The following is a 13,478-nucleotide window of genomic DNA, read 5'->3' as shown; positions in this document are numbered from 1 at the left end:
CCCATATCGACACGGTGCACGCAAACAACATTCTTTCCTTGCTGGACGCCGAGCATAGTGCGCTGGGCAGTATCGCGGCAGGCGCCGACCCGGCCCATGCATTAGAGCATTTGTTGCTGGCGCTGCAAGACCTGGCCGAGGGCGGCGCGCATGCCTGCCTGGTGCTGATCGACGAGGCCGACCGTTTTTGCGGCTTGTCCGCGCCCAGCCTGCCACAAGACCTGTGCCTGGCCCTGCGCCACGGCGGCGACCAGCCGTCCCCGTTCGGCACGGCCGCCTTTTCCGGTGCGCCCGTGTATTGCGGCGACATCACGCGCGACGTATACTGGAGCGCGGGACGCAAGGAAGCCATGCTGCACGGCTACCGCGCCTGCTGGGTCGCCCCCGTCTTCGGCGCCAAGGGGCATATCCTGGGCGTACAGGGCCTGTTTTTCCAGGCGCCATGCCATCCCACGCAACCCGAAATCGAACTGCTGGCGCTGGCCGCGCGCGTAGCCGCGCACGTCATCGAGCGGGGCCTGCTGGAAAAAGCGCTGCACGATAGCCGCGAACACTTTCATTACGCCATAGAACTCAACACCCAAGTGCTGTGGACGGCCGACATCGACGGCAAGCTCGACTATGTGGCGCAGCGCTGGCGCGAATGGACGGGTTGCAGCGGCCTGGGTCTCAATTGGCTGGAAGCCATCCACCCCGATGACGTGCCCCATTCCCTGGCGGCGTGGAGCGAATCCATGGGCAGCGGCCAGCCTTTCGATGCGGAAATGCGGGTGCGCTGGCAAAACGGCCTCTACCGCTGGGTGCATACACGCGCCTATTGCCGCCTCGACGAGCGGGGCCAGCCCGTGAAATGGTATGGCTCATGCGAGGATATCGACGAGCACTGGCAGGCGCGCAATGCCTTGCTCGACAGCGAAGCGCAGTTCCGTTCGCTGGCCTCGACCATGCCCAACCAGGCCTGGCTGGCGCATGGCAGCGGCGCCACCTACTGGGTCAACGAGCAGGTCTGCGAATACACGGGGCAATCGATGAAGTCCCTGGTGTCGAGCGGCTTTCGCCACTGCGTGCATCCGGACGACGTGCAAGCCACGCAGAAAAGCTGGGAACAGGCCGTCGCCACGGCCAGCGCCTACGAATACGAGTTCCGCATGCGCCGTGCCAGCGACGGCGCTTACCGCTGGTTCCTGACGCGCGCCTTGCCCCTGTTCGACGAAACGGGCAAGGTGCTGCGTTGGGTGGGCACGAATACGGACGTGCAGGAACAGAAGAACGTGCTGGAAAAGATGGCCTACCTGAATTCCTCGCTGGAAGTGGAAATGGCCAACCGCACGGCCGACCGCGACCGCATGTGGCGGCTGTCGACGGACATCATGCTGGTGGCGGACCTGGCTGGCATGATCATCGCCGTCAATCCCGCCTGGAGCAAGATCCTGGAACGCCCGGAAATCGAGTCGCTGGGCATGGATTTCATCAGCCTCGTGCATCCCGACGACCGCATGGCGGCCTTGAAGGATTTGTCGCGCCTGGCGCATGGCGCGCCCACCTTGCGCATGGAAAACCGCTACCGGCGCCGCGATGGCGGCTACCGCTGGATTTCCTGGACGGCCGTGCCGGCGCAAAAGCTGATCCACGCCATCGGCCGCGACGTCACGGATGAAAAAGAGGCGCGGCTGGCGCTGGTGCGCAGCGAGCAAGCTTTATTACAGGCGCAAAAGCTGGAATCGATCGGCAAGCTGACGGGTGGCGTGGCCCACGATTTCAACAACGTGCTGCAAATCATCTCCGGCAATTTGCAGTTGCTGAAATTGACGGTGGCCGACAATCCGCAGGCGGCCAGGCGCCTCGATTCGGCCGCCTCCGCCGTCGAGCGGGGCGCCAAGCTGTCGTCGCAATTGCTGGCCTTTGCGCGGCGTCAACCGTTGAGGCCGCTGGTGACGGACCTGGGCCGCTTGCTGCGCCGCATGCATGAGCTGATCCGCCGCGCCCTGGGCGAGGCGGTTGCCGAGGAAACCTTCATCAGCGACGGCTTGTGGCATACCCTGGTCGACCCGAACCAGATGGAAAACGTGTTGCTGAACATGGCCATCAACGCGCGCGATGCGATGGACAAGGGCGGGCGCCTGACTTTTACCTTGAGCAATGTCACGCTCGATGCCGCCTACGCCAGCCTGCATGCCGATGTGCTGGAGGGGCAATACGTGCTGCTGACCATCACCGATACGGGCCATGGCATGGAGCGCGACGTGATCGACCAGATCTTCGAGCCGTTCTTCACCACCAAGCGCGAAGGCGAGGGCACGGGGCTGGGCCTGTCCATGGCCTACGGCTTCATCCGCCAGAGCGCGGGCCACATCAAGGTGCACAGCGCACCGGGCGCCGGCACGACCTTCAAGATTTATTTGCCGCGCTCGCTGGAAAAGCTGGCCGAGCCACCACCGGGCCTGACTGGCCCCGTACTGGGCGGCAGCGAGACCATCCTCGTGGTGGAAGACGATGCTCCCGTGCAACATACTGTGGTCGACATGCTGCGTGGCCTGGGCTACGACGTATTGCATGCGGACGACGGCGCCTCGGCGCTGGCCCTGCTGGGCACGGGCGTGGCCATCGACCTGCTGTTTACGGACGTGGTCATGCCGGGTCCCGTCAGCAGTAAAGAGCTGGCGCAGCAGGCCCGGCTGCTGTTGCCGGAGCTGGCCGTGTTGTTTACCTCGGGCTATACGCACAATGCCATCATGCAGGGCGGGCGCCTGGACCCGGGCGTGGAGCTGTTGAGTAAGCCTTACCGGCGCGAAGACCTGGCGCGGCGCATCCGCCACCTGCTGGCCGACCGCCGCCTGGTGGGCGCGCCCGATCCGTCCGGGCGGCGCATCCTGCTGGTGGAAGACAATGACGATGCGCGTGTAATGACGACGGAAATGCTGAATATGCTGGGCCATACCGTGCACGGCGTGGCCAGCGCCGAGGCAGCCTTGCCCCTGCTGGCCATGCCAGGCCTGGACGTGCTGGTGACAGACATCAGCCTGCCCACCATGTCCGGCCTGGAACTGGCGCGCCATGCGCGCGTCCACTGGCCGCAGCTGGATGTGGTGTTTGCTTCCGGGCATGACTGGGGCGCCAGCCTGATGCAGGACGCCAGCGCGCGCTTCCTGCGCAAACCGTTTGGCCTGGAAGAGCTGGCCAGCGCACTGAAGGCGCGCCGGCTCGACGTGTACTAAGTTGGCGGCAACAAGGCTTGCTGCAATTGCTCGACGGTAAATGGTTTCACGAGGAAGCGCGCGGCCGGGTCCGGCACGCCGGAATTGGCCGGCGCATGACCGGTGGAAAACACCACTTCCAGCTGCGGTTGCTCGCGGGCCACCTGCTCGGCCAGCTCGACGCCGGACATGTACGGCAGGCTGATATCGGTCAGCAGCAGTTCCAGTCCCGGCGTGTCCAGCAGGGGCAAGGCTTCCTCGGCCGTGCCTACGGCCAGCACCGTGTGTCCCAGCATGGTCAGCAGTTCGCTCGTCATGGCGCGCGCGTCGGCATTGTCTTCCACCAGCAAGATGTGACGCATCCCCTGCCGCATACCCGGCCGCGCCGGCGCTGGCGGCTGCGGCGCCAGTTGCGCGCGGTACTGGTGCAGGGCCGTCACGTGGCGGCCGTTGGCCAGCAGGTGGCGGATGCGCCGCGCCAGGTCTTCGCGCCGGTAAGGTTTACTCAACAACTCGACGCCCGGTTCCAGCCGGCCGCCCTGCATGATGGCGTCCTGCGTGTAGCCCGAGGTAAACAGCACGGCCAGCTGCGGCAGCAGCAATCGGGCCTGGCGCGCCAGTGCCGTGCTGGCGACCTTGCCTGGCATCACCACGTCCGTAAACAGCAGGTCGATGGGGATGCCGCTGCCGATGATGGCCAGCGCGCTTTCGCCATCGCTGGCGCGCAGCACGCCATAGCCGAGGCCGCGCAGCATGTCCACCACCGTCGTTTGCACCTGCACGTCGTCTTCCACGACGAGGATGGTTTCCTTGCCGCCCAGCACGGGGCCGCCCAGCTGCAGCGGCAGCTCCGTTTCCGCTTCGAGCGAGCGCGGCAGGTAGATGCGGAAGGTGCTGCCATGGCCGGGCAGGCTGTCCACCGTCAGGTGGCCGCCGCTCTGGCGCAGGAAGCCGTACGCCATGGACAGGCCCAGGCCAGTGCCTTCACCTTCCTTCTTCGTCGTGAAGAAGGGTTCGAAAATCTTGTCCAGCAATTCGGCCGGAATGCCCGTGCCTGTATCGGAGACGGCCAGCTGCACGTAGTCGCCGGGCGTCACGTCCGCATGGTGCGCCGCATAGTCGATGCCCAGCACGCTGTTGCTCAGTTCAATGGTCAGCTGGCCCTGCCCATCCATGGCATCGCGCGCGTTGATGGCCAGGTTGAGGATGACGTTTTCCAGCTGGTGCGGGTCGACCAAGGCGCGCCAGCAGTCGTCGGCCAGCAGCAAACGCGTCTCGATGCTTTCACCCGTGGCGCGGCGCAGCAGCTCTTCCGTTGCGCGCAGCAGGTGCGTCAGGTCCGTCACCAGCGGTTTCAATGGTTGACGCCGCGCAAAGGCCAGTAGCTGGGCCGACAGCTTGGCGCCCCGTTCCACGGCGGCCGAGGCGCTGGCGATGCGCTTGGCGGCCAGCGGGTCGTCGTCCAGGGTCAGCTGCAGCAGCTGCAGATTGCCGGAGATAATTTGCAGGACGTTATTGAAATCATGGGCCACGCCGCCCGTCAGCTTGCCCAGCGCCTCCAGCTTTTGCGATTGCAACAGGGCCATCTCGCTGTGGCGCAGCGATTCCTGCATGCTGCGCAAGGTGCTTTCCGCTTCCTTTTTCAGCGTGACGTGGCGCCCGGTGGCAAACACCAGGTCACCTTCGGGCGCCGCCACCCACGACAGCCAGCGGTGGCCACCCTCGCGGTGCCGGTAGCGGTTCTCAAAGCTGGGCATGGATTCCTTGCCGACTTGCAGCAAGGCCTGGCGCGTGGCGGCGGCATCCTCGGGCAGCACGAAGTCGAAGAGGCTGCGGCCCAGCATTTCCTCGGGCAGCCAGCCCAGGATGGCGCTGGCGGCCGGGTTGACGGCGGCAAAGCAGCCCTCGGCATCGATGGCTACCATCAGGTCTTGCGCACTGCGCCACAGCCGCTCGCGCTCGCTGTTGCGCGCCGCCAGGTCCGCTTCCAGCTTCTTTTCCACGGTGATGTCGCGCGCGCTGCAATACACCTTCTCGCCCTCGGGCACGGCCACCCAGCTCAGCCAGTGCCAGCCGCCCAGCTTGTGGCGGTAACGGTTTTCGAAGCGCAAGGCCGGCTGACCCTGGTTGGCCGCCTCCCAGGCCGCATGGGTGCGCGGCAAGTCTTCCGGATGGATCAGTTCCAGGAATTTCGTCGTGCGGATTTCCTCCACCGACCAGCCCAGGGTGGTTTGCCAGGCGGGGTTCGAGTGCTCGAAATAGCCGTCGAGGTTGAGCACGCCCAGCAAATCGGGGCTGACGTTCCAGGTGCGGCCGAATTCGCGCGTGCGTTCGGCCACTTGCGTTTCCATGTTGGCACTGAGGGCGCGCAAGCGTGATTCCGCCTGGGCTCGCAGGATGGTCGACCAGGCCCGTTCCGACACTTGCACGGCCAGTTCGATCTCGTCCGCGTGCCACAGGCGCTCCGTGCGGCTGTGCACGACGAACAGGGCCGCCAGCCGGCCATCCGTGGCAATGGGAATGTTCAGGAAGGCACGGATGCCCAGGCGCGCAAACGTGGCCAGCGCGGCCGGCGTGGCCATGCGCGGGTCGCTCGCCACATCGCTGACGGCCAGCACCTGGCCGGCGGCCAGCGCATCGGCCAGGCCGGCGGCATAATCGCCCAGGAAATATTCGCCGACGGCGCCGGGTGCCAGGCCGTCGCTCCACGCATGCTGCAGGGTGGGGCACTGCAGGGTCTGGTCGATATCGAAACAGGCCACTTGCTGGGCGCCCAGACGCTGTCCCAGCAACTGCGCCGACACGGAGAGAATCTCGCCCGTGTCTTGCAGCAAGCGCAGCCGGCGCTCCAGTTGCAGCAGAAAGGCCACGCCGCTGGAGCCGGCCTGGCTGCGGGGGGCAGGGGTGCTGCTCATGCCGGTCTCAGCTGCCGGCCAGCGGCAGGGTGACGCTGAACAGGGCGCCATTGCCGGGCTGGCTTTGCAGGGTGATGGCGCCGCCATGTGCATCGACCAGTTGCTTGGTGATGAACAGCCCCAGGCCCAGGCCGCCCGTGCGGTCCTGGTGCATGACGCGCTCGAAGGCGTCGAAGATGCGTTCCTGGTCGCGCGCATTGATGCCGATGCCATGATCGCGCACTTCGATGACGGCGCTGTTTTGCGTGTGCGCCAGGCTGATTTCCACTGGCTGGCCCTGGCCGTAGCGCACGGCATTGCTGATCAGGTTGACAACGATCTGCTCGACGCGGAAGGCATCCCAGAAACCCTGGATGGGCTCGAAGGCCATTACTTCCAGCACGCTGCCCGTGGACGCCGCATAGGGGCCCAGGTCGTCAGCCACCCGGCGCACGAGGCTGGTCAGGTCGACGGCTTCGCGGCGGATCGACAGCTTGCCGCTGGTGATGCGCGAGACGTCGAGCATGTCGTCGATCAGGCGTACCATGCTGCGGATTTGCCGCCCGTCGCGCGCGACCATCTTGCCCAGCTTTTCCGGCTCGAAGGCGGCCAAGTTGCCCCGCTCCAGGTTGACGGTGCGCATCTGCGTTTCCAGGAACAGCGTGTTTAACGGGGTGCGCAGTTCGTGCGCCACCATGGACATGAATTCGTCGCGCAGGCGCAGCGAGCGCTGCAGTTCAGCCTGGGTGGCGCGCAATTCTTTCAGTAACGCTTCCTGCTGCTGGCGGCTGTGCTCCAGCGCCTGCACCTGTCGCCGCGTTTCGCTGCGCTGCTGGTGCAGGGCGACAAAGACGTTGACCTTGCTTTGCACGGCATTGATGTCGAGCGGCTTGTGCAGGAAGTCGACGGCGCCGCTTTCATAGCCCTGGAAGGCGAAATTCATTTCCTTGCCGGCCGCCGTGACGAAGACGATGGGAATATGGCGCGTCTTTTCCGTGCCGCGCATGAGTTGCGCCAGCTCAAAGCCATCCATTTCCGGCATTTGCACGTCGAGGATGGCCAGCGCGAAATCGTGTTCCAGCAGCAGGGCCAGCGCTTCTTCGCCCGACGACGCCTGATAAACGCTGCGGTCGCTCTCGCGGATCAGCGCATTGAGCGCGCGCAAGTTCTCCGGCAAGTCGTCGACGATCAGCAATTTGGTGCTTGTTTCATTCATCATGTTTCATTCCTGGCATGTGCCGTCCAGCGTAGTGGGAAGCGGCGTGCGACGGTGCACGCTTGCGGTAGAGCTTTTCGGGACCCGGCAATGGCTCGAAGTCGGTGGCAAAGCGCGTGAAATGTGTGCTTTCCTTGCTGCCCAGTCCCAGGAAACCCCGGTGGCACAGCGAGTCGTGGAACAGGCCCAGGGCCCGCTCCTGCAAGGTTTTATTGAAGTAAATCAGCACGTTACGGCAGCAAATCAATTGCGTTTCAATGAAAACGCTGTCCGTGGACAGGCTGTGGTCGGCAAAGTTGATCCTGTCGAGCAGGCGCTGCTGGAAATGCGCGGTGGCATGCTCGACCGTGTAGTACTCGGCCAGCTGGCCCAGGCCGCCTGCAGCCAGGTAGTTGTCGCTGTAGTCGGCCATGCGGTGCAGCGGATACACGCCGCGCGCGGCCGTGGCCAGCGCTTGCGGATTGATGTCGGTGGCGTAAATCGTGCTGCGCCCGAGCAAGCCTTCCTCGTGCAGCACGATGGCCAGCGACAGCGCTTCCTCGCCCGTGCAGCAGCCGGCCACCCAGATCGTCGGTGACGGATAGGTTTTCAGCACGGGCACCACCTGCTCGCGCAAGGCGCGGAAAAAAGCCGGGTCGCGGAACATTTGCGTGACGGGCACGGTCAAAATCTGCAGCAACTTGCCAAAGGCGGCGTCGTCGTCCAGCACCAGTTGCTGCAAGGCGGGCAAGTCGGTGCAGTGGAAGCGCTCCAGCGCCTGATTCAGGCGGCGCCGCTGCGAGGGCAGGGAGTAGTCGCGAAAATCATAGCTGTAGCGCTGATAGATCGCGTCCATCAGCGCATGCAGTTGTGCGTCCGTGGCGCGCTGGGACATCAGCGACGCTCCACTGCGTGGCGTAGGTAGCGTTGCATCACATGCGTTCCATCTTTGGCATCCACACGCGCAGCAGCGAATACAGACGGTCCAGGTCGATCGGCTTGGACAGGTAGTCGGACGCGCCCGCCTGCAGGCATTCTTCCTGGTCATTCTTCATGGCCTTGGCGGTAATCGCAATGATGGGCAGCTTGTTGTAGCGGCCATCGGCGCGGATCAAGCGCGTCGCTTCCAGGCCATCCATGCCCGGCATCATGACATCCATCAACACCAGGTCGATATCGTCCACGCTGTTGAGTTTGCTGATGGCTTCGAAGCCGTTGCGGCCGATTTCCACCACCACGCCTTTTTGTTCCAGCGCATTCGTCAGGGCAAAGATATTGCGCACATCGTCATCCACCAGCAAAATCTTGCGCCCCTCAAACACGCGTTCGCGGCTGCGCACCTGCTGCAGCATGCCCTGGCGCTCGCTCGACAGTTCCGATTCCACCTTGTGCAGGAATAGGGTGACTTCGTCGAGCAGGCGCTCGGGCGAGCGGGCGCCCTTGATGATGATGGAGCGCGAGTATTTCATCAGGTCCGCCTCTTCCTCGCGGCTCAGGTTGCGGCCCGTGTAGACGATGACGGGCGGGAACGAGCACAGCTCTTCATGCTCCATGCGTTCGAGCAATTCGTTGCCCTGGATGTCGGGCAGCTTCAAGTCGATGATCATGCAGTCGAAAATCTGCGTTTTCAGCAATTCCAGCGCTTGCTCGCCCAGCGCCACGGCCGTGATTTCCACGTCGTCGTCGCTGATCAGGTGGACCACGCTTTCGCGCTGGCGTGCGTCGTCCTCGACCAGCAGGATGCGCTTCATCTTTTGCGTGAATTTCGATTCGAGCTTGCGGAACACTTCCTTCAGCTGCTCGCGCGTGCGCGGCTTGGTGGCGTAGCCGATGGCACCCAGCTGCATGGCTTCCTGCATCTGGTCATTGCCGGACACGATGTGCACGGGAATGTGGCGCGTCAGCGGGTTTTCCTTGAGCTGCTGCAAGACCAGCAAGCCCGGGCGGTCCGGCAAGCCCATGTCGAGCAGGATGGCGTCGGGCAGGAATTCTTCCGCCAGGCGCAAGCCTTCGTCGGCGCCATGCGCCACCAGGCAGCGGTATTGCATTTCATGCGCGAGGTCGAACAGGATGCCGGCAAACGAGGGCTCATCCTCGATCACCAGCACGGAACGCTGGCCGGTCTTGAAGGCCGGCACGCTATTCCTGTCATCCTGGAAGGTGGGCAGCGGCACGGGCTTGGCGGCAGGCGCCGCCTTGGACGCGGCGGCGGGCGGCTGCGGCGGTGCGGACGGCACTGCGGCCGCTTGCATGGCACGTTCCGGCATGAGCGCCGGCAGCACCAGGGTAAACGTGCTGCCCTGGCCTGGCGTGCTGGCCAGCTCGATGCTGCCGCCCAGCAAGGCAGCCAGGTCGCGCGAAATCGACAGGCCCAGGCCCGTGCCGCCATAGCGGCGACTGGTGGTGCCATCGGCCTGGTGGAAGGCGTCGAACACCTTCTGCTGCTGGTCGTCGGCAATGCCGATGCCCGAATCTTGCACCTGGAAGCGCACCTGGCGGGCCGCATCGGTGCTCACGTGCAGGGACACCGTGCCCGTATCGGTAAACTTGATGGCGTTCGACAGCAGGTTTTTCAGGATTTGCTCGAGGCGCTGGCGGTCGCTGACGAAGGAGGGCGGCGTGTCCGGTGCCAGCTTGACGTCAAAAACCAGTTTCTTTTGCTGCGCCTGGGCGCCAAACAGCATCTTCATGCTGCTGAGCAGCTCATCGAAAGGCACGGCTTCCGGCGTCAATTCCAGCTTGCCCGCCTCGACCTTGGAAATGTCGAGGATATCGTTGATGAGGGTCAATAAATCGTTGCCGGCCGAATAAATGGTTTGCGCAAACGTCACTTGCTCCGGCGTCAGGTTGCCGCTGGTGTTGTCCGACAGCAGCTTGGACAGGATCAGCGAGCTGTTCAGCGGCGTGCGTAGCTCGTGCGACATATTCGCCAGGAATTCGGACTTGTAGCGGCTGGCCCGCTGCAGCTCTTCGGCGCGCGCTTCCAGCTGGGCGTGCGCCTGGCCGATCGCCATGTTCTTCTGGTCCAGCGACAGCGCCTGCACGGCCAGCTGTTCGTTCGACTGCTCCAGCGCCGCCTTTTGCTCTTCCAGGTGGGCCTGCGACTGTTCCAGCACGCGCGACTGTTCGCCCAGCTCTTCATTGGCCGTGCGCAATTCTTCCTGCTGCACTTCCAGCTCTTCATTCAATTGCTGGGTTTCTTCCAGCACGTTTTGCAGGCGCTGGCGGTACAGGGCCGCTTCCAGCGAGGTGCCGACATTCGCCGCAATCAGGTTCAGCCATTCCTTGGCGTGGGCGCTGACGGGATGCGTAAAGCCCAGTTCGATCACGCCGTTGACGACACCTTCATTGTTGACGGGCGTCAAGACCAGTTCCAGCGGCGCGCCGCAGCCCAGGCTCGAGGTCACGGTCAGATAATTCTCGGGTACTTGCTTCACATGCTTGAGCTTTTTCTCGCGCGCCGTCTCGCCCACCAAGCCTTCGCCCAGCTTGAAGACTTGCTTGTCCTTCACACCCTGTTCGTTGAAACCGTACACGGCCGTGCGGCGCAGGCTGCCATCCTCGTCGATGACGTACAGCGTGGCCACGGCCACTTCCAGCCGGTGGGCGAGGAAGTCCAGCACGTGCCGTCCCAGCTGCGGCAAGCCCAACTGGCCGCTGGTATGGGCCGCCAGCTCCGTCTGCCCTGTGCGCAGCCAGGCTTGCTCCTGCAGCACCTCGTTATCCTTGCCGCGCTGCTCGAGCGCATCGTTGTAGATATCGGACAGGCGCAGCAGTTCGCGCCGTCCCAGATAGGCCAGCAAGCCGGACATGCCCAGGCTGAGGATGAGGAACACCACCACGGCCAGCATGGTGCGACTCTCGGCCGTATCGGCCCGTTCCTGGCGCAGCCGCTGTTCCATGGACAGGAAGGAGAGAAATTCGCGGCGGATTTCATCAAATTCCAGCTTGCCCTCGCCCTGGCGCACGCGCGCGAGGAATTCCTGGTTGTTGCGGCGCTGGGCGATCACGCTTTCCGCATAGGCCATCCACTGGTTTTGCAGGGCGCGGATGCGGCGCAGGCGGTCCGTCTGGATGGGGCTGTCGGACACCAGGTCCAGCAGGGTAGTCATTTCCACAGCGATCTTGGCCTTGCCCGATTTGTACGGCGCCAAAAATGTCTCGTCGCCCGTCAGCAAATAGCCGCGCATGCCCGTTTCCAGGTCGACCGACAACTTCATGACTTCATTCGCATTACCGATCACCCGCTCGGAATGCTCGACCGAGCGCAGGGCCGAGAGCAGATAGGCGATCAGGCCGACAAACACGAGGGCTGTGGCGACGCCGATGACCAGCGGCAAGGTCACGTTGCGGGCGAGGATGCGGCGAAAGCTGAAGGAATCGATCGGTGTCTTGGTATTCATCATGTCCGTGTAAGGCTGTCGCGAAAAAGCAATTTTAATTGAAATGCAAGTTTTCTGGTGGTCAAGCAAAGTGTGCGCTAGCATAACAGCCTTGCGGACAATTGCCGACTCGCAAGGTCATGCAATGCGGGGCAGCGCACAGATGAAAGTGAAGGGAAAATCAAGCTGGCCACGATGAGGCGGATCAAAGAGATTGGCCGTTCGCATCCTAAGAGGCAGGTGGTGGCGTCTTTGCGGGCGGCAGCTGGCGATACAGTGAGCGTGGTGGCAGGCTGCCGCGGCGGCATAAAAAAACGCCGGACGGTGCCGGCGTTTTTCAGTGCTTTGTGCGCTGCCCTCTATATATATATATCAGTCGCGGATTTCCAGCGCCCGGTTCAGGCTCAGGGCGGCCAGCGAGGCGACGGCGCCTGACAGTAGGTAGAAGCTGACATAGGCGAGGCCGAAGTTGGCTGACAGGCCCAGCGCCACCAGCGGGGCGAAGCCGGCGCCTACCAGCCAGGCCAGGTCGGACGTCAGGGCCGCGCCCGTGTAGCGGAAGCGGGCAGGGAAGTTGGCCGTCACGGCGCCGGCTGCCTGGCCGTAGGACAGGCCCAGCAGACTGAAGCCCACGAGGATGAAGACGTCCTGGCCCGTATTGCCGCCGCCCATCAGGGTCGGTACGAAGGCGCTGAAGATGGCGATCAGCACGGCCAGCACGCCCAGGGTGGTGCGGCGGCCGAATTTATCGGCCAGCAAGCCGGAAATGACCACACCGACGGCGGCCAGCACGGCGCCAATCATCTGCACTTGCAGGAAGTCCGATGCCGAACGCGTCTGGTAGACGGAAATCCACGACAGCGGGAACACGGTGACCAGATGGAACAGGGCGTAGCTGGCCAGCGCGGCGAGGGCGCCGATCAGCACGTTGCGGCCCTGGCCGCGGCTCATTTCAAACACGCTCACGGGCTGCAGTTCGCGTTCGTCCAGCAGGCGCGCATATTCATTCGTCGACACCAGGCGCAAGCGGGCAAACAGGGCGACCACGTTGATGGCGAAGGCCACATAGAAAGGATAGCGCCAGCCCCAGTCGAGGAAGTCTTCATCCGTCAGGGTGGTCAGCATGAAGCAGAACAGGCCGGCGGCGATCAGGAAGCCGACGGGCGCTCCCAGCTGGCCCAGCATGGCGTACCAGCCGCGCTTGTTTTCCGGCGCGTTCAGGGCCAGCAGCGATGGCAAACCATCCCACGAACCGCCCAAGGCCACGCCCTGGCCGATGCGCAGCACGGACAGCCAGATGATGGCGGCAAAGCCCAGGTGCGAATAGGTCGGCAGGAAGGCGATGCCGGCCGTCGACACGCCCAGCAGGAAGAGGGCGATCGTCAGCTTGGCGCTGCGGCCCATGCGGCGCTGGATCTCCATGAAGATCACGGTGCCGAACGGACGGGCGATGAAGGCAAACGAGAAAATCAGGAAGGCATATAATGTGCCCTCCAGGCGCTCTTCAAACGGAAAGAAGACGCGCGGAAACACCAGCACCGAGGCGATGGCGTAGACAAAGAAGTCAAAGTATTCGGAAGCGCGGCCGATGATCACGCCGACGGCGATCTCACCAGGGTCGATATGCGATTCGACCGTGCCGGCCCCGCTTGCGTCGCGCAGGGAATGAGGGGAAAAGTCGGCGGGTACATCCCCGCTGTGTATGCGTGTGCTGGACATGATGATCGTCTCCAATATAGTTTCGAGTTCGGCCAACGCGTAACATACCCCGGGTGTCTCACGCCCGGAGTAGGACTATTCAATGGATAGCTGT

The 13,478-nt window shown here is 63.8% G+C and carries 6 protein-coding genes; 1 reads left to right on the top strand and 5 read right to left on the bottom strand.

What is annotated here, in order from left to right; all coding sequences use genetic code 11:
• Positions 1–14 precede the first annotated feature (14 nt).
• Positions 15–3,215 (top strand): PAS domain-containing protein, encoded by a 3,201-nt coding sequence (locus ACQ4WP_RS16215; protein ID WP_436522343.1) that lies wholly within the window; start codon positions 15–17, stop codon positions 3,213–3,215.
• On the opposite strand, the gene ACQ4WP_RS16210 is transcribed toward ACQ4WP_RS16215, so the two are convergent.
• The 5 genes from ACQ4WP_RS16210 to ACQ4WP_RS16190 all read right to left on the bottom strand — a co-directional run bounded on the left by ACQ4WP_RS16210 (position 3,212) and on the right by ACQ4WP_RS16190 (position 13,384).
• Positions 3,212–6,109, bottom strand: coding sequence for a hybrid sensor histidine kinase/response regulator (locus tag ACQ4WP_RS16210; RefSeq protein WP_436522341.1), 2,898 nt, complete (start codon positions 6,107–6,109; stop codon positions 3,212–3,214). The genes ACQ4WP_RS16215 and ACQ4WP_RS16210 overlap by 4 nt on opposite strands.
• 7 nt (positions 6,110–6,116) lie before the next feature.
• Positions 6,117–7,307: a hybrid sensor histidine kinase/response regulator gene (locus ACQ4WP_RS16205; protein ID WP_436522339.1), complete on the bottom strand. Its 1,191-nt coding sequence runs from the start codon at positions 7,305–7,307 to the stop codon at positions 6,117–6,119.
• Positions 7,297–8,178, bottom strand: coding sequence for a CheR family methyltransferase (locus ACQ4WP_RS16200; protein ID WP_436522337.1), 882 nt, complete (start codon positions 8,176–8,178; stop codon positions 7,297–7,299). The genes ACQ4WP_RS16205 and ACQ4WP_RS16200 overlap by 11 nt, the downstream gene beginning before the upstream one ends.
• A 37-nt stretch (positions 8,179–8,215) precedes the next feature.
• Entirely contained in the window at positions 8,216–11,686 is a 3,471-nt protein-coding gene (locus ACQ4WP_RS16195) for a response regulator (protein ID WP_436522402.1), read from the bottom strand.
• A 351-nt stretch (positions 11,687–12,037) separates the two neighbouring features.
• Entirely contained in the window at positions 12,038–13,384 is a 1,347-nt protein-coding gene (locus tag ACQ4WP_RS16190; protein WP_436522335.1) for an MFS transporter, read from the bottom strand.
• Between the last annotated feature and the right edge of the window lie 94 nt (positions 13,385–13,478).

The organism is Janthinobacterium lyxosi, from assembly GCF_051380665.1.
GTDB lineage: Bacteria > Pseudomonadota > Gammaproteobacteria > Burkholderiales > Burkholderiaceae_D > Janthinobacterium.
Note: the sequence above shows the minus strand (reverse complement) of the source record. Positions and strands in the feature narration are given on the sequence as shown.